This window comes from Streptococcus sp. 714 (genome assembly GCF_013277115.1).
In the GTDB taxonomy this organism is placed as follows: Bacteria; Bacillota; Bacilli; order Lactobacillales; family Streptococcaceae; genus Streptococcus.
Window position 1 is genome coordinate 1 of the sequence record NZ_VMMH01000030.1, and the last position, 22,099, is coordinate 22,099.

General features: G+C 42.8%; 19 protein-coding genes, 8 tRNA genes and 1 pseudogene. 5 read left to right on the forward strand and 23 right to left on the reverse strand.

Translation table 11 applies throughout. The features are described from left to right. Positions 1-294: 294 nt before the first annotated feature. The 4 genes from adhP to HT718_RS08970 all read left to right on the forward strand — a co-directional run bounded on the left by adhP (position 295) and on the right by HT718_RS08970 (position 4,352). Positions 295-1,314: an alcohol dehydrogenase AdhP gene (gene adhP, locus HT718_RS08955; RefSeq protein ID WP_173268239.1), complete on the forward strand. Its 1,020-nt coding sequence runs from the start codon at positions 295-297 to the stop codon at positions 1,312-1,314. A gap of 235 nt (positions 1,315-1,549) precedes the next feature. Next, the gene (locus tag HT718_RS08960; protein WP_000021992.1) at positions 1,550-2,539 is read left to right on the forward strand and encodes a PTS sugar transporter subunit IIB; all 990 of its coding nucleotides are present in this window, start codon (positions 1,550-1,552) and stop codon (positions 2,537-2,539) included. A 74-nt stretch (positions 2,540-2,613) separates the two neighbouring features. Then, positions 2,614-3,426: a PTS mannose/fructose/sorbose transporter subunit IIC gene (locus HT718_RS08965; RefSeq protein WP_001280328.1), complete on the forward strand. Its 813-nt coding sequence runs from the start codon at positions 2,614-2,616 to the stop codon at positions 3,424-3,426. A 14-nt stretch (positions 3,427-3,440) separates the two neighbouring features. Further along, positions 3,441-4,352, forward strand: coding sequence for a PTS system mannose/fructose/sorbose family transporter subunit IID (locus HT718_RS08970; protein WP_173268240.1), 912 nt, complete (start codon positions 3,441-3,443; stop codon positions 4,350-4,352). Between the two features lie 54 nt (positions 4,353-4,406). On the opposite strand, the gene pepC is transcribed toward HT718_RS08970, so the two are convergent. The 15 genes from pepC to HT718_RS09035 form a co-directional block, all read right to left on the reverse strand. Next, on the reverse strand, positions 4,407-5,741 hold the full coding sequence (gene pepC, locus HT718_RS08975) for an aminopeptidase C (protein WP_173268241.1): 1,335 nt from the start codon (positions 5,739-5,741) through the stop codon (positions 4,407-4,409). Positions 5,742-5,852: 111 nt separating this feature from the next. Beyond that, positions 5,853-6,575, reverse strand: coding sequence for a pseudouridine synthase (locus tag HT718_RS08980; protein ID WP_173268242.1), 723 nt, complete (start codon positions 6,573-6,575; stop codon positions 5,853-5,855). Between the two features lie 218 nt (positions 6,576-6,793). Beyond that, positions 6,794-7,024, reverse strand: coding sequence for a GlsB/YeaQ/YmgE family stress response membrane protein (locus HT718_RS08985; protein WP_020900862.1), 231 nt, complete (start codon positions 7,022-7,024; stop codon positions 6,794-6,796). Between the two features lie 9 nt (positions 7,025-7,033). Further along, on the reverse strand, positions 7,034-8,275 hold the full coding sequence (locus HT718_RS08990) for an aminopeptidase (protein WP_173268243.1): 1,242 nt from the start codon (positions 8,273-8,275) through the stop codon (positions 7,034-7,036). A gap of 192 nt (positions 8,276-8,467) precedes the next feature. Then, the gene (locus HT718_RS08995) at positions 8,468-12,859 is read right to left on the reverse strand and encodes a PolC-type DNA polymerase III (protein ID WP_173268244.1); all 4,392 of its coding nucleotides are present in this window, start codon (positions 12,857-12,859) and stop codon (positions 8,468-8,470) included. A 103-nt stretch (positions 12,860-12,962) separates the two neighbouring features. After that, a complete protein-coding gene (fusA, locus tag HT718_RS09000; protein ID WP_000090357.1) occupies positions 12,963-15,044 on the reverse strand; it encodes an elongation factor G in 2,082 nt (693 codons plus the stop codon). A 278-nt stretch (positions 15,045-15,322) separates the two neighbouring features. Next, positions 15,323-15,793, reverse strand: a complete 471-nt coding sequence (gene rpsG, locus HT718_RS09005) for a 30S ribosomal protein S7 (RefSeq protein WP_000087873.1) — start codon at positions 15,791-15,793, stop codon at positions 15,323-15,325. A 19-nt stretch (positions 15,794-15,812) separates the two neighbouring features. Beyond that, on the reverse strand, positions 15,813-16,226 hold the full coding sequence (gene rpsL / locus HT718_RS09010) for a 30S ribosomal protein S12 (protein ID WP_001142332.1): 414 nt from the start codon (positions 16,224-16,226) through the stop codon (positions 15,813-15,815). Between the two features lie 134 nt (positions 16,227-16,360). Further along, positions 16,361-16,492, reverse strand: a complete 132-nt coding sequence (locus tag HT718_RS09765; RefSeq protein ID WP_261443307.1) for a hypothetical protein — start codon at positions 16,490-16,492, stop codon at positions 16,361-16,363. A gap of 48 nt (positions 16,493-16,540) precedes the next feature. After that, entirely contained in the window at positions 16,541-17,140 is a 600-nt protein-coding gene (locus HT718_RS09015) for a response regulator transcription factor (protein ID WP_173268245.1), read from the reverse strand. Further along, the gene (locus HT718_RS09020; protein ID WP_173268246.1) at positions 17,141-18,232 is read right to left on the reverse strand and encodes a sensor histidine kinase; all 1,092 of its coding nucleotides are present in this window, start codon (positions 18,230-18,232) and stop codon (positions 17,141-17,143) included. Then, the gene (locus HT718_RS09025; RefSeq protein ID WP_173268247.1) at positions 18,232-18,969 is read right to left on the reverse strand and encodes an ABC transporter permease; all 738 of its coding nucleotides are present in this window, start codon (positions 18,967-18,969) and stop codon (positions 18,232-18,234) included. Before HT718_RS09025 ends, HT718_RS09020 begins: the two co-directional genes overlap by 1 nt. Before the next feature lies 1 nt (position 18,970). Next, positions 18,971-19,855: an ABC transporter ATP-binding protein gene (locus tag HT718_RS09030; protein WP_173268248.1), complete on the reverse strand. Its 885-nt coding sequence runs from the start codon at positions 19,853-19,855 to the stop codon at positions 18,971-18,973. Further along, the gene (locus tag HT718_RS09665) at positions 19,842-19,976 is read right to left on the reverse strand and encodes a hypothetical protein (RefSeq protein ID WP_345890265.1); all 135 of its coding nucleotides are present in this window, start codon (positions 19,974-19,976) and stop codon (positions 19,842-19,844) included. Before HT718_RS09665 ends, HT718_RS09030 begins: the two co-directional genes overlap by 14 nt. Before the next feature lie 57 nt (positions 19,977-20,033). After that, positions 20,034-20,225, reverse strand: a complete 192-nt coding sequence (locus HT718_RS09035) for a hypothetical protein (RefSeq protein ID WP_000681201.1) — start codon at positions 20,223-20,225, stop codon at positions 20,034-20,036. A gap of 257 nt (positions 20,226-20,482) precedes the next feature. Here HT718_RS09035 and HT718_RS09670 point away from each other — a divergent pair. Then, positions 20,483-21,268 (forward strand): annotated as a pseudogene (locus HT718_RS09670) (transposase); the annotation flags it as partial. Between the two features lie 100 nt (positions 21,269-21,368). Here HT718_RS09670 and HT718_RS09055 read toward each other — a convergent pair. The 8 genes from HT718_RS09055 to HT718_RS09090 form a co-directional block, all read right to left on the reverse strand. Further along, positions 21,369-21,442 (reverse strand) — tRNA-Pro (locus tag HT718_RS09055). A 14-nt stretch (positions 21,443-21,456) separates the two neighbouring features. Beyond that, a tRNA-Arg gene (locus HT718_RS09060) sits at positions 21,457-21,530 on the reverse strand. A 14-nt stretch (positions 21,531-21,544) separates the two neighbouring features. Then, positions 21,545-21,630: transfer RNA gene (locus HT718_RS09065), tRNA-Leu, on the reverse strand. Positions 21,631-21,637: 7 nt separating this feature from the next. Next, positions 21,638-21,709, reverse strand: a tRNA-Gly gene (locus HT718_RS09070). Positions 21,710-21,731: 22 nt separating this feature from the next. Beyond that, positions 21,732-21,804 (reverse strand) — tRNA-Thr (locus HT718_RS09075). A gap of 18 nt (positions 21,805-21,822) precedes the next feature. After that, positions 21,823-21,904 (reverse strand) — tRNA-Leu (locus HT718_RS09080). A gap of 5 nt (positions 21,905-21,909) precedes the next feature. Further along, positions 21,910-21,982, reverse strand: a tRNA-Lys gene (locus tag HT718_RS09085). Positions 21,983-22,006: 24 nt separating this feature from the next. Continuing rightward, a tRNA-Asp gene (locus HT718_RS09090) sits at positions 22,007-22,079 on the reverse strand. Positions 22,080-22,099: the final 20 nt, after the last annotated feature.

Sequence of the window (22,099 nt, forward strand, 5' to 3'; positions counted from 1 at the left end):
TAGAACTGACGAAGTCAGTAACCATATATATACGGCAAGGCGAAGCTGACGTGGTTTGAAGAGATTTTCGAAGAGTATGACCAGCTTGCGAGCTGGTCTTTGTGTTCTTTTCACAGTCTCATCAACCAGTTAATCGATTGTTCTATTTTTTACCCCCAAAACCTTGGAAAAGGCTTTCTTTTGTGATATGCTTCACATATAAATACAAGAGAGCTCGTCACACTCGACTCTGTTGAAACAAAATCAATCCAGTCCTGTTGTCCCTGTTCTCGGCCAATATCAAGGAGGATAGCTATGAAAGCTGTTGTTGTAAATCCAGAAAGCACTGGTGTTGCTGTTGAAGAAAAAGTACTCCGTCCACTTGAAACTGGGGAAGCACTTGTAGAAATTGAATACTGTGGTGTTTGCCACACTGACCTCCACGTTGCCCACGGTGACTTTGGTCAAGTACCAGGACGTGTTTTAGGACATGAAGGTGTTGGTATCGTTAAGGAAATTGCTCCAGATGTTAAAAGCCTTAAAGTCGGTGACCGCGTCAGCGTTGCTTGGTTCTTTGAAGGATGTGGTACTTGCGAATATTGTACTACTGGCCGTGAAACTCTTTGCCGGACAGTAAAAAATGCTGGCTACTCAGTAGATGGTGGTATGGCTGAACAATGTATCGTAACTGCAGACTATGCTGTCAAAGTTCCTAACGGACTTGATCCAGCCCAAGCTTCATCTATCACATGTGCTGGGGTAACAACCTATAAAGCCATTAAAGAAGCCAAAGTTGAACCAGGCCAATGGGTTGTTCTTTACGGTGCTGGTGGACTTGGTAACCTAGCTGTTCAATACGCTAAAAAAGTATTCAATGCTCATGTCATCGCGGTTGATATCAACAACGACAAGCTTGCCCTTGCAAAAGAAGTCGGTGCTGATATCGTTATTAACGGCCTAGAAGTTGATGATGTACCAGGACTCATCAAGGAAAAAACTGATGGTGGAGCTCATTCAGCTGTCGTAACTGCTGTATCTAAAGTTGCCTTCAACCAGGCTGTTGACTCAGTTCGTGCCGGTGGTCGCGTCGTCGCTGTTGGTCTTCCTTCTGAAATGATGGAACTCAGTATCGTCAAAACCGTTCTAGATGGAATCCAAGTTATCGGTTCTCTTGTTGGAACTCGTAAAGACTTGGAAGAAGCCTTCCAATTCGGTGCAGAAGGTTTGGTAGTTCCAGTTGTCCAAAAACGTCCAGTAGAAGATGCCGTAGCCATTTTCGATGAAATGGAAAAAGGTCAAATCCAAGGACGTATGGTACTCGACTTCACCCGCTAATCTAATAGAAACCTAGTTTAAAAGTTGGAATGCGCTTCCAACTTTTTTATATTAAATTTTTAAATAGGGATTCAAAAAAATCCCTCAAAAATTTAATATATCAACATTCGCAAAGAAAGCCTTTTTATTTTTTTATGATAAATAGTTGATTTTTAGATGAAAACGGTTTATACTTAAAAAGTCTTAAAGTTTTCTTAAAAGAAAACTGAAACAACAAAAAGGAGGAATGACAATAATGAGTATCGGAATCATTATTGCGAGCCACGGCGAATTTGCTGCAGGTATTCATCAGTCAGGATCTATGATCTTTGGTGAACAAGAAAAGGTTCAGGTTGTAACCTTTATGCCAAATGAAGGTCCTGATGATCTATACGCTAAGTTTAATAACGCTGTTGCTGCATTTGACGCAGAAGATGAGGTTCTAGTTTTGGCTGACCTTTGGAGTGGATCTCCATTTAACCAAGCTAGTCGCGTGATGGGAGAAAATCCTGAGCGTAAATTTGCCATCATCACAGGACTTAACTTACCGATGTTAATCCAAGCCTATACAGAGCGCCTCATGGACGCTACTGCAGGTGTGGAAAAAGTCGCTGCGAATATTATCAAAGAAGCCAAAGATGGCATCAAAGCTCTTCCAGAAGAGCTCAACCCAGTTGAGGAAGTGGCAAGCGCCGCAGCTGCTCCAGTTGCCCAAGCCGCTATTCCAGAAGGAACTGTCATCGGAGATGGAAAACTCAAAATCAACCTTGCTCGCCTAGACACTCGTCTACTTCACGGTCAGGTTGCTACTGCTTGGACTCCAGATTCAAAAGCAGACCGTATCATCGTTGCTTCAGATAACGTTGCCAACGACGATCTTCGTAAAGAATTGATTAAACAAGCAGCTCCTAACGGAGTAAGAGCCAATGTTGTACCAATCCAAAAATTGATTGAGGTTTCAAAAGACCCACGTTTTGGAGAAACACATGCCCTTATCTTGTTTGAAACACCTCAAGACGCTCTTCGTGCCATCGAAGGGGGCGTGCCAATCAAGACACTTAACGTAGGATCAATGGCTCACTCAACAGGTAAAACAATGATTAACAATGTTTTGTCTATGGACAAAGAAGATGTTGCTACATTTGAAAAAATGCGTGACCTTGGTGTTGAATTTGACGTACGTAAAGTACCAAACGACACCAAAAAAGATTTGTTTGACTTGATTAACAAAGCCAACGTTCAATAATAGACATTAAGCTATCGAAGAATACTAAGAAAATTTTTCACTTTATTATACTTAAATAGAAAAGGAATAAAACCATGTCAGATATTTCAATTATTTCTGCTGTCTTGGTTGTAGTTGTTGCCTTCCTTGCAGGTCTTGAAGGTATCCTCGACCAATTCCAATTCCATCAACCAATCGTCGCATGTACCCTTATCGGACTTGCAACTGGTAACCTCGAAGCAGGGGTTATGCTTGGTGGATCACTTCAAATGATCGCCCTTGGTTGGGCAAACATCGGAGCTGCCGTAGCTCCTGACGCTGCTCTTGCATCTGTTGCCGCAGCAATCATCTTGATCAAAGGTGGTAACTTTACTACTGAAGGTATCGCCGTTGCAACAGCAACAGCTATTCCTCTTGCCGTAGCTGGACTTTTCTTGACAATGATTGTTCGTACAATCTCAGTTGGTTTGGTTCACACTGCTGATGCTGCTGCTAAAGAAGGAAATATTGCGGCTGTTGAGCGTGCTCACTTTATCGCACTTCTTCTTCAAGGTCTTCGTATTGCTATCCCTGCAGCCTTCCTTATCGCTATCCCTGCTTCTGCCGTTCAAGACGCTCTTAAATTGATGCCAGACTGGTTGAACGGTGGTATGGCTGTTGGTGGTGCTATGGTCGTTGCCGTTGGTTACGCTATGGTTATCAACATGATGGCAACTCGTGAAGTATGGCCATTCTTCGCAATCGGTTTTGCTTTTGCTGCCATTTCTCAATTGACTTTGATTGCCCTTGGTGTAGTCGGTGTTGCCCTTGCCTTCATCTACCTTAACCTTTCAAAACAAGGTGGTAACGGTGGCGGAGGAGCTGCAACTTCTAACGACCCAATCGGTGATATCCTAGAAGACTACTAGAAAGGGGAACAATCATGACTGAAAAACTTCAATTATCAAAATCAGATCGTAAAAAAGTTTGGTGGCGTTCACAATTCCTTCAAGGTTCTTGGAACTACGAGCGTATGCAAAACTTGGGTTGGGCTTATTCATTGATCCCAGCTATCAAAAAATTGTACACTACTAAAGAAGACCAAGCTGCTGCTCTTGAGCGTCCCCTTGAGTTCTTCAACACTCACCCATACGTAGCTGCTCCAATCATGGGGGTTACTCTTGCACTTGAAGAAGAACGTGCTAACGGTGTTGAAATCGACGACGCTGCTATCCAAGGGGTTAAAATCGGTATGATGGGACCTCTTGCTGGTATCGGTGACCCAGTATTCTGGTTTACAGTTCGTCCTATCCTTGGAGCTCTTGGTGCATCACTTGCTGCATCTGGTAACTTGGTTGGCCCACTTCTCTTCTTCTTCGGATGGAATGCGATCCGTATGGCCTTCCTATGGTACACACAAGAATTTGGTTACAAAGCTGGATCTGAAATCACTAAAGACATGTCTGGTGGTATCTTGAAAGACATCACTAAAGGAGCTTCTATCCTTGGTATGTTCATCCTTGCTGTTCTTGTACAACGTTGGGTATCGATCAACTTCACTGTTAACCTTCCTGGTAAACAATTGGCTGAAGGTGCCTACATCAACTTCCCAGAAGGACCTGTATCAGGTGCTGAATTGAAAGGTATCCTTGGTCAAGCACTTGGTGGATTGAGCCTAGACAAGATTCAACCACAAACTCTCCAAGGTCAGTTGAACTCATTGATTCCAGGATTGATGGGACTTCTCCTTACTTTCCTTTGCATGTGGTTGCTTAAGAAAAAAGTATCACCAATCTCAATCATCCTTGCACTCTTTGCAGTAGGTATCGCAGCTCGTTTCTTCGGTATCATGTAATCAAGCAACTTAAAAGGAACCAGGTTCTAAGCCTGATTCCTTTTTTCTATGCTTTTATTTTGCCAAGGCTCCCATTGGATCCCATGGTGCAAGCACAATTGGTTCTGCTTCATAGGCAGCTTGTTCTTCGGTTGTTAACAATTCTTTGCGGACAACAATCTGATAAGTGTATTCATCCATCCAAGCGTCTGAGGCAACAAAGTAACCATCTGTACCGACCTTGTCTCCCCAAGAATTTTCAACCTTCCACTTGATTGATTTGCCATTTTCGTCCAAATCCACACCTGTCAAGACCATAGCGTGGGTCATTAAGCTTTCGCTATAGTCCAAACGTCCAGCCTTGTCTTGAGTGAGTTTAATGTCCATGCTTGATTCAAAGTCATAAACATCTGTCGCAAGAATTCCAGCTTTACGGTTGCTGAGCTGACCGACATCAGAACCAAACCAAACAGTTTCTCCTGTTTGCATTTGAGCAATCGCTAATTCTTTCAAGCGCTCCATCGGTACGTTGATATAGCGAACTGCACGGCTACCAACCACATTTCCCAACATCTCAACTGTGTAAGATTTGCCGTAAGGTTTATCAGCAGTTGGAGCATTGATAACAGAAACATAGTCTTCTAGAGGAAGATTGACATATTTCTTATAAAATTCCTGTGGTGTAATACCCTTTTCGCTTCGGTAGTTGTTATCCTTATCACGATAAGCGAAATCAAATCTACGAGGTGGAAGTCCTAAAGACATTGCAAGGAAGTTAAAGATTTCTTGCAAGAGGTCTTCTTTCTTAGCTTGAACAGTCGCTTGGTCTGCACCAGAAGCAAGCAAGTCACGCAAGATTTGAGCATCTTGACGAAGCAATTTGTTAAGGATTGCATTTAGCTCACGGCTACTGCTAGATGAAACAGATTCAGGGTAAACTGACTTAGGCACGACACCGTATTTCTCAAAGAGAGAAACGACCATATCCCACTGACCGCCATCTTGTTGAGGTGTTTGAAGTAGGAATTTAACCTTACGGCTTGTCAAGTCTTGGTCTGCAGTCGCAATGACTTGCTCCAAGAACCAGTTTGCTTTCTCATATTTGTCCCAGAAGAAAGTATGGGCCTGTGACAACTCAAAATTTTCCAGTTTGTATTGAGAGATGAGTTTGTGGCGGAAGGTGTTAAGGGCTGCAAACATCCAGCAACGACCAGAAGCCTTCTGGTTGGTTACCTTGTCCTTGGTCAAATCCAATGAAAAAACAGGGGTATTGTCTACATGGCTTTGGCGACGTTCTAGAGCTGCAAAAATTCCGTTGTGACTAGCAGCATTTTCAATCGCTTGGTATTTTACATTTGCTTCATAATTGGCAAATAGTTTATCAGTAAATGATTCTTGAATCGCGTTCATAGATTCCTCCTTTTATTCTACAGTCTATTATAACTCTTTTCACAAAGGAAGCAACTGAAAAACATAAAAGGCAAGGACATTGTCCCTCACCTTTTTCAAATTTAAACTAAATTAAGCAATACTAGCAAGGAGATTTTCTAACTCCTCCTTGGTCAAGCAACGCCATTCTCCTCTTTGTAAATTCTCATCCAATACTAGAGTTCCCATAGTCAAACGTTGCAAGTCTACTACTTCCTTGCCACAGTAGCCCACCATACGTTTGACCTGATGAAACTTCCCTTCTGCAATAGTCACACGGATTTGGCTTTGATTCTTTTCTGTATCTATGGAAATAATCTCCAGTATAGCGGGCTGACAGGTAAAGTCTTTGAGCGGAATACCCTTAGCAAATATCTCCACATCTTCTTGAGTCATCACTCCCTTGACCAGAGCCAGATACGTCTTGTCCACATGACGCTTGGGTGAAAGAAGAGCATGTGCAAGCTGACCATCATTGGTCAAGAGCAAAAGACCATGCGTGTCAATATCCAAGCGTCCTACTGGGAAAACTTCCTTGGTCCGAGCAATATCATCCAGCAAGTCCAACACGGTTCTGTGCTTGGGATCCTCAGTCGCTGAAATAACTCCTTGGGGCTTGTTCATCATATAGTAAACAAACTCCTCGTACTCCAGCACTTGCCCATCAAAGCGAATCTCATCTCTTTCTTCATCAATCTGCAATTTAGCTGATTTTTCTTTTTTACCATTTACCGTCACACGCCCAGCCTTGAGCAAGTTTTTGACCTCTGTCCGACTCCCTACAGCGCAGGCAACTAAAAATTTATCTAATCTCATAGAACTATTATATCACACTCAAAAGGGGGCTGGCTCAATGACCAACCTCCTTTTCGTTTCATACTCTTCAAAAATCTCTTCAAACCGCGTCAAAGTCGCCTTGCCGTAGGTATATGTAACTGACTTCGTCAGTNNAACCTCAAAGATGTACTTTAAGCAGACTGCGGCTAGTTTCCTAGTTTGCTCTTTGATTTTCATTGAGTATCAGATTTAAGAAATTAACTTCCTCGTCTCCAGAAAATCGCTAAGACAATCATGGAACCTAGTACTGCCGGAATAATGGAAGTTCCTGCTATTATCGGTCCCCAAGTCCCAAAAAGCAAGTGGCCTATAAAGGCACCAATCCAGCCTAGAAACATTTTCCCAAAGCAACCCATGCGTTCTCCACGATTGGTCAGAGTACCTGCTAAAAATCCCACTAGGAGACCAACAAACATACTTCCTATCATCTTGGCTCCTTAATTTGCCCAATCTCCCTTACGGAAGAGAGGTACACGTGTTCCATCCTCACGGATACCATCGATATCCATTTGATTAGATCCAATCATAAAGTCCACGTGAACATCTGAACGGTTAAGACCAGCAGCTTCAAGCTCTTCTTCACTCATCTCTGCACCACCAACGACGCTAGTCGCATAGGCAGCACCGATGGCCAAGTGGTTTGAAGCATTTTCATCAAAAAGAGTGTTGAAGAAGGTAATACCTGACTGAGAAATTGGACTTGGATCTGGTACCAAGGCACATTCACCTAAGGCACGCGCACCCGCATTTTCAAAGACAAGGTCTTTCATGACCTGATCACCCTTCTCAGCAGTAATGTCTACGATTTGTCCATCCTTGAAGGTTACCTTAATGCCTTCAATGATGTTGCCATTATAACTAAGCGGTTTTGTAGAAGTGACATAACCATCTGCGCGACGGAAGTCTGGTGCTGTGAAAACTTCCTCTGTCGGCATATTTGGTAAGAATCCTTCTCCTTGCGCATTGATAGCACCAGCTGATTCCCAAACATGGTTCTTAGGTAAGCCAAGTGTCAAATCTGTCCCTGGAGCTGTGTAGTGAAGGGCTGAAAATTGTTCTTTATTAAGCATATCTGCCTTGCTCTTGAGGATAGCAGCGTGTTCTTCCCAAGCCTTAACAGGATCTTCTTCATAGACACGGCAAGTTTTGAAGATTTGGTCCCAAAGAAGATCGACTGCTTCTTCATCGCTCGCAGCATTTGGAAAGACTTTTTTAGCCCATTCAAGTCCAGCAGCGGCTGCTACAGTCCAGCTAACCTTGTTGGATTGCGTTGCGATACGCATTGGCTTCATGGCAAGTCCCATAGCTTTAGCAGAAGCTGAAAGCTTGTCAGCGTCCACTCCATTCAAGGCACCTGGGTCAGAAGAACGAACCCCAAGACGGCTAGCCTTATTCTCCAAGAGATAGTTCATCTCAGCAAGCTTGTATTCTGGCACATTGTCCAGACGCTCCATCGGCGCGTGGAGGAACTTCTCACGGTTGATCACATCATCTGTCCACTGAACAATAACCTCATGTGCACCCAAAGCATAAGCTTCTTTCACGATTAAATGAGCCAACTCGCGTTGCTCCACATCAATAGAGAGAGCCAAAGTGTGACCAGGTTGCACGTTGATTCCATTCGCAACCAATAATTTCGCATATTTTTCTAGATTTTCTTTAAAATTTGGTAAAACCATTCTATTTTTCCTTTTCTATTTTTATTTTTCTTTCAAAGCAGAAAATAATCCTGCCAAAGTAATAGCACCTGACAAGAGTGCTGTCGATAGAAGAATTGTCTAATCAGCAAGTTCTAATTGATACTCAAACACCTTCTCAGCCGGCTTGTCTTCCGCAAAAATTCTTAGTTTTATCTTTTTCCCTCCAAGACCTTAAAACAACTCATCAAACAAACTCAACTGATTATCCTCTGGCATATTGCCGAGAATCCCCATTTCATCCATCTTTTCAACCAAGGTAGATGAGAGGCCACCGCGTTTTCGTAGTTCTGTTTTGGAGAGGAATTCTCCCTCTTCACGCGCTCGCACCAGTTGCTTGGCAACGTTCTCTCCCAGACCATCCATTGCTACAAATGGCGGGATGAGAGTGTCCCCATCGATGAGAAATTCTGTTGCCTGACTTCGATAGAGATCGAGTTTGCCAAACTTGAAACCACGTTCCCACATCTCATTGACAATCTCAAGAGTTGTATAGAGGTCAATTTCCACATTAGAGGCTTCATTGTTCTTCCGTTTTTCAGAGATTTCTTCCATTCTGCGCTTGATAGCATCCAATCCCGCTCCCATGGTCTTGATATCAAATGCCTTTGCACGAATGGAGAAGTAAGCACAGTAATAATAAATGGGATGGTGAACCTTGAAGTAAGCCACACGCAAGGCCATCATAACGTAGGCTGCCGCATGGGCTTTAGGGAACATGTACTTGATTTTCCCACAGGATTCGATATACCACTCTGGCACCTTGTTAGCTTTCATGGCTTCGATGTAGCCATTTCGTTCCTCTTCGGAAATCTTCAACCACAAGCCCTTACGTACTCGTTCCATGATGGTAAAGGCCATCTTAGGCTCGAGACCAGCATGCATGAGGTAAACCATGATGTCGTCCCGACAACCGATAACGGTTGATAGGTCCGCAATTCCTTGCTTGATCAAATCCTGGGCATTTCCTAACCACACATCGGTACCGTGGGACAGACCTGAGAGCTGAAGCAACTCCGCAAAAGTCGTCGGATGCGTCTCATCTACCATCCCACGTACAAAGTTGGTTCCAAACTCTGGAATTCCCAGCATGCCCGTCGGTGTTCCGATTTGTTCAGGAGTCACCCCTAGCACATCAGTCCCAGAAAAGAGGGCCATTACACCTTCGTCATCCACAGGGATTTCATTAGGGTCAATCCCAGACAAGTCCTGCAATTTCCGAATCATGGTCGGATCATCATGTCCCAGTACATCGAGTTTGAGGACGTTCTCATCGATATCGTGGAAGTTAAAGTGAGTCGTTTGCCATTCAGCCGTCACGTCATCCGCTGGATACTGGACAGGCGTAAAATCATAGACATCCATGTAGTTAGGAATAACAACAATTCCCCCCGGGTGTTGTCCCGTTGTCCGCTTGACACCAGCCGAACCTTGGGCGAGGCGTTCCACCTCTGCATCACGATAAAACTTCCCGTAGTCTCTCTCGTAGCCCTTTACAAATCCATAGGCAGTCTTAGCAGCCACCGTACCAACCGTTCCCGCACGGAAGGCATATTCCTCACCAAAGATATCACGCACATCCAAGTGGGCGCTAGGCTGGTCTTCTCCCGAGAAGTTCAAGTCAATATCAGGAACCTTGTCCCCATCAAAACCTAGGAAGGTCTCAAACGGAATGTCCTGCCCATTTTTGCTGAGTTTGTGACCACACTTTGGACAATCCTTATTAGGCATATCAAAACCAGAACCATAAGAACCATCCGTGATAAACTCGCTGTACTGACACTGACCACAGACATAGTGAGGAGAGAGAGGATTAACCTCGGTAATCCCAATCATGGTCGCAACAAAACTGGAACCGACAGATCCACGAGAACCAACCAAGTAGCCCCGTTCATTGGAACGTTGTACCAGCATCTGGGAAGCTAGATAAATCACGGCAAATCCATTCCCCAGAATAGAAGTTAATTCCTTTTCAATCCGCAAATCAACGATATCTGGCAACGGATTTCCATAAATCTCAAAAGCCTTCTTATAGGTCAATTCAGCAACCGTTTCTTCAGCCTTGTCAATGAAAGGCGTGTACAAGTCACCTTTTACAACCTCAACAGGTTCAAAGGTCTCTGCCAAGGCATTGGTATTTTCAATAACCAGTTTACGTGCCAGTTCCTCTCCCAAGAAGGCAAATTCATCCAACATCTCATTGGTTGTTCTAAAATGGGCTTTTGGCAGAGGAGCTGGTTGTGCATGTTCACCATGACCAATGGTCCGGTTAATCATCGCCCCCTGTCCCAAACTACGAACGATAATTTCACGGTAAATCTCTTCTTCCGGTTCGATATAATGGACATTTCCCGTAGCCAAAACCGGCTTACCAAGGCGGTCTCCAACCTCTATCAAACTCTTGATAATAGTCTGGAGTTCCTCCATATCCTTGACCTGCTCTTTAGCAATCAAGGGTGCATAGATAGCTGGTGGCATGACCTCGATAAAGTCATAATACTTGGCCACCTCAACCGCAGCATCCACACCTTGGGAAACGACTGCATCGAAAACTTCACCTTCTGCACAGGCTGATCCTAAAATCAAGCCTTCCCGATGGGCATCTAGAACCGTTCTCGGAATCCGTGGCACCCCTTCAAAATACTTGGTATTAGACAAAGAAACCAGTTTAAAGATATTTTTCAGACCCACCTGATTCTTGACATAAATAGTCGCATGCTTGATTCGAGCTTTTTTATAAGAGTCTGGACTAATCAAATCAATGTTTAGTCTAGCCAAATCGGTCACACCATGTTTTTCTGCCACCTCTTTGATAAAGATGAAAAGCAGGCGACCAGTAGCTTCCGCATCGTAGTTGGCCATGTGGTGATGTTCCAAGGCCACACCAAAACGCTTGGTCAAAGGCCCCAAACCATGACGTTTATACTCAGGATAGAGATTTCTAGCAAACTCCAGCGTATCAATAACTGGCTGACTAATCTTCGACAGACCATGACGCTCATAATTGGCATTCATAAATCCAACGTCAAAGGTCGCATTGTGGGCAACTAGGACAGTATCCTGGCAAAATTCTTGGAATTCTTGCAGAACTTGTTCCAGTGGTTTGGCATTTTTGACATGATCATCTGTAATACCAGTCAACTCCGTGGTAAAGGCTGACAAGGGATGCCCGGGATTGATAAATTCATCAAATTCGGAAATAACATTCCCCTTGTACATCTTAGAAGCCGCAACCTGAATCAAATCATTATAGATGGCTGAAAGCCCCGTCGTTTCCACGTCAAAAACCACATAGGTCGCTTCCGACAAGTCCATCTCCACTTCGTTGTAAACGATAGGAACCCGGTCCTCCACAATATTGGCTTCCATTCCATAGATCAGCTGGATTCCCGCTTTCTTGGCCGCCTTGTAGCCGTGTGGGAAGGATTGAACATTCCCGTGATCGGTGATAGCAACCGCCTTGTGTCCCCACTTAGCAGCTGTCCCAACAATTTCTTCAACCTCTGGTAGAGCATCCATGGTCGACATATTGGTATGGGCATGAAACTCAACCCGACGCTCACCTTCTGGCATCAAATCTTTCCGCTCATAGTGAACAACTTCCTGCACATCCTGCACGTTCATAGTCAAATCGCGTGTGAAGTTATTCATCTCCACATTCCCACGTACTCGGAGCCAAGAATTCTTCTTGATGAGGTCAAATTTCTGAGCCTCTTCCTCATTTTTAACCCACTTTTGCATAGAAAAACTTGAAGTGTAGTCCGTCATTTTAAAATTGATTAAAACACGACCTGTTCTAGTCACTTTTTGCTCTACATCAAAAACAACCCCTTCAAAGACCAGACGATTTTCCTCAGTTGTCACTTCGATCATAGGAGTAATCTCCGCCTTATCCAGCTTCGGTTTAGCTGCAGCTTTTTTGGCTTGAAAATCAAAGGCTGGTTTCTCTTCTGCTGGAGGAGGTGCCATCTGTTCCAGTTGCTCCATCGCACGGAGCGCTTCCTCATTGGCAGCTTGAACAATCTGCTCATTTTCAGCATGAAAAGCTTCTTCCTGCTCTTGAGTCAGCACATCATTTTTCTCTACTTGACAGTTAAAAGTTGGAAAGCCAAATTTTTCAAGTTGTTTAGCTAAATTAGGAAGGTGATTTTTCTTAAAATGTTCCTTATCAATCGCCTCAGATCCTTCAATAAAGAGCTGATTTCCCTCCGCACGAACTTGCAAATTTTGATAAAGGGACTTAAAACCTTGACTAGCACATGGCCCTTCAGAAAAAGCTTCTCTATAATAGGCCTGCAAGAGCTGATTTGAAAATCCTTGAGACAGAGCCTTGATTTCGAAAACAGCTTTATTGCCTGTCTTAGAAAATTCCTCACTCAAGCCCTTCTTTATTTCTAAAAAGATTTCAATCGGTAAAATATTAGAAAATACGAAATGAAACTCCCATACCTTACTAATTTTATGAACCACAACTCGCTCAATATCAGCCTGTGATAAAGCAGGATCCTGTCTCATTTCAGCAGGCATCCCCAGTTGATTCATCAAAATTTCAAAACTATTTGACATTCATTTTCCTCACATTATTCTCCTACTATTTTACCATATTTAGAGGTATTTTCTAAAGACAAAAGGAAGCCACTAAGTGACTTCCTTCTAGAGTGAGGACAGATTAGTCTTCACCTTTGTTTTTCTTAATGATTTCTTCTTGTACTGACTTAGGTACATCTTCGTAGTGGTCAAATACCATCATGAATGTACCACGTCCTTGAGATGCAGAACGAAGAACTGTTGCGTAACCGAACATTTCAGCAAGTGGAACGTAAGCACGAACGATTTGGCTGTTACCGTGTGCTTCCATACCATCAACACGTCCACGACGAGCAGTTACGTGACCCATAACATCACCAAGGTTTTCTTCTGGAACAGTGATTGTTACAAGCATCATTGGTTCAAGGATAGCTGGTTGTGCTGATTTAGCAGCTTCTTTAAGGGCAAGTGAAGCCGCGATCTTGAAGGCAGTTTCAGATGAGTCGACATCGTGGTATGAACCATCGTAAAGCTTAGCTTTAACGTCAACCATTGGGTAACCTGCAAGAACACCGTTAGCCATAGATTCTACCAAACCTTTTTCAACCGCTGGGATAAATTCACGAGGAACCACACCACCGACGATTGCGTTTTCGAATTCGAATCCTTTACCTTCTTCGTTTGGAGTAAATTCAATCCATACATCACCGAATTGACCTTTACCACCAGACTGACGTTTGAAGAATCCACGTGCTTGAGTAGAAGCGCGGAATGTTTCACGGTAAGATACTTGAGGAGCACCTACGTTCGCTTCAACTTTGAACTCACGACGCATACGGTCAACAAGGACGTCAAGGTGAAGCTCACCCATACCAGAGATAACTGTTTCACCAGTTTCAACGTTTGTTTCAACGCGGAATGTTGGATCTTCTTCAGCCAATTTTTGAAGGGCGATACCCATCTTATCTTGGTCTGCTTTAGATTTTGGCTCAACCATCAATTGGATAACTGGTTCTGGAACGTTGATTGACTCAAGGATGATTTTAGCTTTTTCATCTGTCAATGAGTCACCAGTTGTAGTATCTTTCAAACCAACGGCAGCAGCGATATCACCTGAGTAAACTGTGTCAATTTCTTGACGGCTGTTAGCGTGCATTTGAAGGATACGTCCGATACGCTCACGTTTACCTTTAGAAGTGTTCAATACGTATGAACCTGATTGAAGAACACCTGAGTAAACACGGAAGAATGTCAAACGACCTACGAATGGGTCTGTCATAATCTTGAAGGCAAGAGCTGCAAATGGCTCTTCGTCAGATGCAGGACGAGTTTCTTCTTCATCTGTATCTGGGTTGATACCTTTGATCGCTGGGATGTCAAGTGGGCTTGGAAGGTAGTCGATAACCGCATCAAGCATCAATTGAACACCTTTGTTTTTGAAGGCAGAACCACACAATACTGGGAAGAATTCAACGTTGATAGTCGCTTTACGGATACCAGCTTTCAATTCTTCATTAGTGATTTCTTCACCTTCGAGGTATTTCATCATCAATTCTTCGTCAGTTTCAGCAACTGCTTCAACCAATTTTTCACGGTATTCTTGTGCTTGGTCAAGGTATTCAGCTGGAATATCTTCTTCAAGGATATCTGTACCAAGGTCGTTAGTATAGATTTCAGCTTTCATCTTGATCAAATCAATGATACCACGGAAGTCATCTTCAGAACCGATCGGCAATTGGATTGGGTGTGCATTTGCTTGAAGACGATCGTGAAGTGTGCTTACAGAGTAAAGGAAGTCAGCACCGATTTTGTCCATTTTGTTGGCAAATACGATACGTGGAACTCCGTACTCAGTTGCTTGACGCCAAACTGTTTCAGTTTGAGGTTCAACACCTGATTGTGAGTCAAGAACGGTAACCGCACCATCCAATACACGAAGAGAACGTTGTACTTCGATTGTGAAGTCCACGTGTCCTGGTGTGTCGATGATGTTTACGCGGTGGTTGTTCCATTGAGCTGTTGTCGCAGCAGATGTGATAGTGATACCACGTTCTTGCTCTTGCTCCATCCAGTCCATTTGTGACGCACCTTCGTGAGTTTCACCGATTTTGTGGATTTTACCAGTGTAGTAAAGAATACGCTCAGTAGTTGTTGTTTTACCAGCATCGACGTGAGCCATGATACCGATATTACGAGTTTTTTCAAGTGAAAATTCGCGTGCCATGAGGTTTGTTTCTCCTATTTATTTTGATTTCTATTCTATTATAACACGATTTTAATAAAAACGGATAGGCAGGACCTACCCGTTCTCAATGTTTTCATGCTATTGTTGGTTTCAACTTGTAAATTTACAAGTTGAATTGAACTCGGGCCAGAGTTAGCTAGCCGATTTGAGCCGGAACGGGATGCTGTGTGAAAAAGATAAACTTCCTTGTATTCGTCGAATACTGCGTCAGTTTCCTATTTTCACCTTGCATCCTTACCGTTCCTAGCATCATGATTTTACCAACGGAAGTGTGCGAATGCACGGTTAGCTTCAGCCATACGGTGAGTGTCTTCACGTTTCTTAACTGCTGCACCAGTGTTGTTAGCAGCATCCAAGATTTCTTTTGCAAGACGGTCTTGCATTGTGTGTTCACCACGAAGACGAGCGATTGTTACCAACCAACGAAGTCCAAGTGTTGTACGACGTTCTGGACGAACTTCAACTGGGACTTGGTAGTTAGAACCACCAACACGACGTGCACGTACTTCAAGTACAGGCATGATGTTTTCCATAGCTGTTTCAAATACTTCAAGTGCATCGTTGCCAGTAGCTTCTTTGATTTGCTCAAAGGCACCGTAAACGATTGAAGCAGCTGTACCACGTTTACCATCAAGCATAACGCGGTTGATAAGACGAGTAACTAATTGTGAATTGTAAAGCGGATCTGGCAATACGTCACGTTTTGGAGCTCTATTTTTACGACTCATTTCTCTTTATCCCCTTTCCTTATGCTTTTGGACGTTTAGTACCGTATTTAGAACGGCCTTGTTTACGATCGTTAACACCTGCAGTATCAAGTGCACCACGGACGATATGGTAACGTACCCCTGGAAGGTCTTTTACACGTCCACCACGAAGAAGAACCACGCTGTGCTCTTGCAAGTTGTGTCCGATACCTGGGATGTAGGCAGTAACTTCGATAAGGTTGCTCAAACGTACACGAGCAAATTTACGAAGGGCTGAGTTAGGTTTTTTAGGTGTCATTGTTCCAACACGAGTTGCAACACCACGTTTTTGTGGTGAAGAAACGTTTGTTTGAACTTTTTTATGACTGTTGTAACCAACGTTCAAAGCTGGTGATTTAGATTTTTCTACTTTTGATTTACGCGGTTTGCGAACCAATTGGTTAATTGTAGGCATCTACATTCTCCTGTGTTTTTTTATTTTTGGTGATGATACACTTGGTGACAGCTATCATCTGTGTGTACTTTTGCAACATTTGTCAGCACGTCCCTGTACACTCTTGAGAGACCAAAAGTAAAAAGTACCGTCTATTATTGTAACAAATTTTTCCCTTGTTTGTCAAGATATTTTTCTTTTTTATTCTTAATTTTAGCTCTTTTGTACTGCTCCCAAAAGAAAGAAAAGGAGGAATAAATTCCTCCTAAAGATTGGGATTGTTCCATTCAATCCCATCAATTTTAGCACATAATAGTTTTCGAAATATGATAGTATCACAACCAACCACATTCTTTTGCGATATTAGCTGCCTCTGTTCGATTACCAGCATCTAGTTTAGAAAGAATATTGGTGACATAGTTTCGGACGGTGCCGTTTGAGAGGTAGAGCTTGTCAGCAATTTCTTGGTTGGAGAGGCCTTGGGCAACTCCATGTAAAACAGCGACTTCTTGTTCGGTCAAAGGATTGGGATGAGTCATCATGACTTCCATCAGCTCTGGAGAATATTCCTTGCGTCCCTCTAACACCGTATGTAGGGTTTGCATGAGCTCAGCGATGCTCCGTTCCTTTAATACATAAGCATTCACTCCAGCCTTAACTGCACGTTCAAAATACCCAGGACGCTTGAAGGTCGTCACCACAACCACCTTTGTTTCTAGCTTTTCTGATCGTATCCACTCCAGCACTTCAAGACCTGTCTTAACAGGCATTTCTACATCAAGGATGGCAATATCTACTGCTTCTTTCCCCAAAACCTCGATAGCCTCGGCTCCATTTTTCGCCTGCAGAACAGTCTCCACATCTGGTTGAAAGCTCAAGAGCTGGCACATGGCGTCTCTAAGCATACTTTGATCTTCTGCGACTAATACTTTCATCTACTTTTTCTCCTTATAAGGCAGATGCACGCGCACCTCTGTTGGATGTTTCAAACTGACCAGCTCTACTTGACCTGAGAAGGCTGCTGCACGGTCACGGACTGTATGGAGTTCATTTCCTTTTACAGTTGCAAAACCTTTCCCGTCATCTCTAACTGTCAGAACCAATTCCTGATCTGTACGTTCCAGTTTTAGATAGGCTTTATTAGCGCTGGCATGTTTGATGATATTGGTCGCAAGTTCTAACAAAATCATAGCAGCCGTCGACTCTACATCCTGGGTCAAACTAGCCTTGTCTAACTGATTGTCAACCTCAACCTCAATTCCAGCAATCTCCAGCATCTTTTTGACAGTTTCAAGCTCTGAAGCTAGGGTCCGTGATTTCAGATTTTCCACGATGGTTCGCACTTCATTCATGGAATCCTTGCTGATCTGGTGAATTTCTTTTAATTCCTTTTCCACCTGTGGATAGGCCTCCATCTGAAATAACTGCAAGGCTAGATCTGTCTTGACACTCAGCATGGCAAAGGTATGTCCCAGGCTATCGTGCAAATCCTGACCGATACGACTACGTTCATTTTCAGCAAGCAATAGATTTATCTGGGCATTTTGTCTAGCCTGAGCTTCTTTCAAATCCTCGACAATGCGAATCCGAACCAAGCCCAATGTCATCAAATCGACAAAAGCAAGAATTACAAGTAGATAGACTAGAAACTCAACTTCCTGAAAAATCAAAAGTTGGCCCACAACAAGGACTTGAGCAAGAAGAAAAGTCCAGACATGTAAAGACTTTAAACCACCTACGCTGAAATGATAACTTAAGAGATTGGATAGGAAAAAGAAAAACCAGATATAATTAACAGCAACAAAGGCAGTATTCCCAACTATATAAGTCAGCATGAGACCCCAATATAGCCAAGATAAGCGTTGGCTCTTAGTTGTTAAAACACCCAAATACGCCACTACAAATAGAATATCAATCAATAAATGCCAGACAGCAAGCCCCCCAGTCACTACAGGTAGGATGGGAAAAATCATAAAAACCAAACTGGCCCAAAACATATAGTGTATGCTTTTCAGTCTTTCAAGCATTAAGCATTCTCCTTATGACCTTGAAGATAAATGGTCAAACCAAACAAAACTACTGAAAAAACAAGTAGATAAACTGTGGCTGATAAATTGATGCCACCCTCGTTTAAGAGGGTCTTGATCAACTCCATCAACTGATAAGTTGGTAGACACTTCCCGATTGCTTGCATCCAGTCTGGAAATAAAGAGATGGGCATCCAGAGTCCGCCTAAAACAGCCAAGCCTAGATAAAGAAGATTGCCCACGACAGACATCAGCTGACTAGTTGGTAACAGCGTCAAGGTCAAACCAATCGCTACAAAGGCAACACTTCCTACTATCAGCAAGAGCGCCGCCCCAATCCAATTTCCAAGAGACATATCCACACCTCTTACAAAATGCCCAACTGAGAAAACCACCAAGATTGAAACCAAATAATCCACCAGCATACTTGTTATCTTTGATAGATAATATTCTACCATATTTACCGGAGTATGGCGCAATGTTTTCTGCCAGTTGTTGATTTTATCTGTATGCAAAACAGCTGGGAATGAAAAGATAGCTGTCGACATCATGGAAAAGGCTGTCATGGAGATGAGGTAATCACGCATAAAATTAGCTGGTCCATCTGGTGTGTCCTGGTACATGCCTGAAAAGAATAAATAGAAGGCTGTCGGCATCCCTACGGATAATAGATAATAGACGAGTTGTCGTTTGGTCAATAGAAATTCTATCTTGTTTAGTGCGATCCATCGTTTCATCTTAGTCATCTCCCTTTTGTGTTTCTTCAAAGATTGTATCCAACAAACTACGATTATTGACTTCAATTTCTTGTATGCTACATCCTGCTTGAACTAACAGTTCCCAAAAAGTATTTGCCTCTCGTGTGACTACTTGCAGAGCATCTTGTTTTTGTGACCAGTTTTCAACCAAGTTTGACTGCTCAACGACTTCCTTGTAAACCAGAGGAAGGATAAAGTGCTTTTCAATCTCCTCACTGCGCATGGCTAGAGGTGTCGTATCACGAATCAACTCTCCCTTATTTAAGACCAAGATTCGGTCCGCTGTATGCTCTACTTCCTCAATATAATGAGACGAATAGAGAATGGTGACTCCCTGCGCTTTTAGGTCCTGAACAATTTCCCAAAAACGTTGGCGGGTAGAGGTATCCATGGCCGCAGTTGGCTCATCCAAAAAGACTAGCTTTGGTCGCCCAATCAAGGTCAAGACAAAAGAAAAGAGACGCTTTTGCCCACCTGACAATTTTTCTGCCAACTGCTCTTTTTGTTGCTTGTCAAACTGCAGTAGTTGATCGATCTCCTGGTTGTTCAAGGGATTTGGATAAATACTTTGAAAGAAAGCAATCAACTCTTTGACCTTTAATTTCTGAACAATGACATTTTCTTGAGGCAGATAACCTCTAATATAGTCTAACTGAGAACTCGTCACTGACAAGCCTTGGATGGATACTTGACCGCTTGTGACCAGTTTATCTCCAAGCAGACAGTCCAAGAGTGTGGTCTTCCCAGCACCATTGGGCCCAATCAAGGCGACGCATTCACCTTCAGCTACCTCAAAGGAAATATCCTTCAAAATAGCCTTTCCCTTGATGTTTTTATGTAATCCTTGAACCTTAATCATGTCCATGATATTCTCCTTTCAACCACTCCATTCCCATAGGAAAGGCGATAAAAATCATAAATCCTAGTCCCCAGGCACCACGGATGAATTGGTGAAGGAAGGCTTGATCAAACCAACCTGTAAACATTTCTACCAACCATACCACTAGTGATAGTCCAATAAAAAGATAGAGAAACGCTTTTTTTTATTTTTCAAACTCCTTTTTCACATCTGAAACTAATTTCAAACCTTCTCGGATAAGCCAGGACATCATTCCAAATCCTGCAAATAGCTCCCAAGGAAAATGATAGAAACCTTCATCCAATCCTGAGAACATGAGATAAGTCATGACTCCTGCTGCTACTAAACTCATTGCGACAATTACTTTATGTTTCATTTTTTCTTCCTCCACTTGATACATCTAGTATAATTCTTTGAAGGTAGAATCACTAGAAGCTTCTGTCATGAGGAGATATGACAAATGTCATAAAAGATTCTGTTCAAAATAAGCAAGAAACATTACACAAGAAAACATGAGGTAGAAAAGAATCTATAGTTATTTCCTTCAAAGTGATAGCAAATTTAAACTATAACATAAACTAATACTCATTTATAGTTTCTTAGTTTTAAATAAGCATGTTACAATAAAACCCTGCATATAGTACAGATTTTAAACAAGGAGCATTAGATTACATCAAAGAGGGACACAGGCATGTTGAGGCGGCTAAAGTTTTTGATGTTGGCGTCAGAACTCTCTTTACGTAGGAAAAGAAATTATGTGAACAAGGATACTTAGAGCAGAAAAAATGAGTCGTCAAAAAGCAGAAAATTCCTTTAGAGGAATTGAAAGCCTTTGTAGAGGCTCATCCAGACGCTTTTTTACGGGAAATTGCGGCACATTTTGATCGTGCTGTTCATTCAGTATGGCCAGCTTTAAAGCAGATTCATATCACTTTAAAAAAGACGACTAGCTTTAAGGAACAAGATCCAGAGAAAGTCGCTGAGTTTCTTGATATTTTGAATAGGCTAAAATATTTACCAGTCGTACATATTGACAAAACAGGAATCGACCGCTATCTCTATCGTCCTTATGCAAGGGCTCCTAGAGGGGAGAAAGTCTATGAAAAGATTAGCGGACGGCGTTTTGAGCGGACTTCAATTGTTACAGGACAAGTAGACGGAGAGTTTATAGCTCCTATGATTTAAAAGGAAAGTATGACGAGTGATTTATTTGTGGAGTGGTTCAAAACGCAACTCCTGCCTGCTTTGAAGACACCTCACGTTATTGTAATGGATAATGCTAGTTTTCATCCACCTTATTCACCAGATTTGAATCCTATTGAGCAAGTTTGGACTATCTTGAAAAAGAAAGTGAGGGATTTACTAAGAGAAATTCCAAATATTTTTGAATGTTTGGAACACTTTTTTAAAACTAAATGACTATAAAATGAATTACTGAAATTCAAAAAAGAGAGAACCAAAATGATTCTCTCTTAATTTAAAAAAGAAAAAAGATACGCATAGGTATCTCTGTAATGAATCGGGAAGACAGGATTCGAACCTGCGACACCTTGGTCCCAAACCAAGTACTCTACCAAGCTGAGCTACTTCCCGAATTAAATAGAAAATGCACCCTAGAGGAGTCGAACCTCTAACCGCCTGATTCGTAGTCAGGTACTCTATCCAGTTGAGCTAAGGGTGCTCTATATTATATTATGCCGAGGACCGGAATCGAACCGGTACGATCGTTACCAATCGCAGGATTTTAAGTCCTGTGCGTCTGCCAGTTCCGCCACCCCGGCCTCTCTAAGCGAACGACGGGATTCGAACCCGCGACCCCCACCTTGGCAAGGTGGTGTTCTACCACTGAACTACGTTCGCACTATTTTCTTCTATCTAAAAATGCCGGCTACATGACTTGAACACGCGACCCTCTGATTACAAATCAGATGCTCTACCAACTGAGCTAAGCCGGCTCATTTATTATATCTTAATGCGGGTTAAGGGACTTGAACCCCCACGCCGTTAAGCGCCAGATCCTAAATCTGGTGCGTCTGCCAATTCCGCCAAACCCGCATATATGACCCGTACTGGGCTCGAACCAGTGACCCATTGATTAAAAGTCAATTGCTCTACCAACTGAGCTAACGAGTCTAAAATAACTTCCGTTATCTTAAACGGTCCCGACGGGAATCGAACCCGCGATCTTCGCCGTGACAGGGCGACGTGATAACCGCTACACTACGGGACCTATGGGAGTTAACGGGATCG

What these genes read in the sequence shown, in the direction of transcription:
- adhP (WP_173268239.1), top strand. Translation starts at nt 295, where the DNA reads ATGAAAGCTGTTGTTGTAAATCCAGAAAGCACTGGTGTTGCTGTTGAA.
- HT718_RS08960 (WP_000021992.1), top strand. Translation starts at nt 1,550, where the DNA reads ATGAGTATCGGAATCATTATTGCGAGCCACGGCGAATTTGCTGCAGGT.
- HT718_RS08965 (WP_001280328.1), top strand. Translation starts at nt 2,614, where the DNA reads ATGTCAGATATTTCAATTATTTCTGCTGTCTTGGTTGTAGTTGTTGCC.
- HT718_RS08970 (WP_173268240.1), top strand. Translation starts at nt 3,441, where the DNA reads ATGACTGAAAAACTTCAATTATCAAAATCAGATCGTAAAAAAGTTTGG.
- pepC (WP_173268241.1), bottom strand. Translation starts at nt 5,741, where the DNA reads ATGAACGCGATTCAAGAATCATTTACTGATAAACTATTTGCCAATTAT.
- HT718_RS08980 (WP_173268242.1), bottom strand. Translation starts at nt 6,575, where the DNA reads ATGAGATTAGATAAATTTTTAGTTGCCTGCGCTGTAGGGAGTCGGACA.
- HT718_RS08985 (WP_020900862.1), bottom strand. Translation starts at nt 7,024, where the DNA reads ATGATAGGAAGTATGTTTGTTGGTCTCCTAGTGGGATTTTTAGCAGGT.
- HT718_RS08990 (WP_173268243.1), bottom strand. Translation starts at nt 8,275, where the DNA reads ATGGTTTTACCAAATTTTAAAGAAAATCTAGAAAAATATGCGAAATTA.
- HT718_RS08995 (WP_173268244.1), bottom strand. Translation starts at nt 12,859, where the DNA reads ATGTCAAATAGTTTTGAAATTTTGATGAATCAACTGGGGATGCCTGCT.
- fusA (WP_000090357.1), bottom strand. Translation starts at nt 15,044, where the DNA reads ATGGCACGCGAATTTTCACTTGAAAAAACTCGTAATATCGGTATCATG.
- rpsG (WP_000087873.1), bottom strand. Translation starts at nt 15,793, where the DNA reads ATGAGTCGTAAAAATAGAGCTCCAAAACGTGACGTATTGCCAGATCCG.
- rpsL (WP_001142332.1), bottom strand. Translation starts at nt 16,226, where the DNA reads ATGCCTACAATTAACCAATTGGTTCGCAAACCGCGTAAATCAAAAGTA.
- HT718_RS09765 (WP_261443307.1), bottom strand. Translation starts at nt 16,492, where the DNA reads ATGGAACAATCCCAATCTTTAGGAGGAATTTATTCCTCCTTTTCTTTC.
- HT718_RS09015 (WP_173268245.1), bottom strand. Translation starts at nt 17,140, where the DNA reads ATGAAAGTATTAGTCGCAGAAGATCAAAGTATGCTTAGAGACGCCATG.
- HT718_RS09020 (WP_173268246.1), bottom strand. Translation starts at nt 18,232, where the DNA reads ATGCTTGAAAGACTGAAAAGCATACACTATATGTTTTGGGCCAGTTTG.
- HT718_RS09025 (WP_173268247.1), bottom strand. Translation starts at nt 18,969, where the DNA reads ATGAAACGATGGATCGCACTAAACAAGATAGAATTTCTATTGACCAAA.
- HT718_RS09030 (WP_173268248.1), bottom strand. Translation starts at nt 19,855, where the DNA reads ATGGACATGATTAAGGTTCAAGGATTACATAAAAACATCAAGGGAAAG.
- HT718_RS09665 (WP_345890265.1), bottom strand. Translation starts at nt 19,976, where the DNA reads ATGTTTACAGGTTGGTTTGATCAAGCCTTCCTTCACCAATTCATCCGT.
- HT718_RS09035 (WP_000681201.1), bottom strand. Translation starts at nt 20,225, where the DNA reads ATGAAACATAAAGTAATTGTCGCAATGAGTTTAGTAGCAGCAGGAGTC.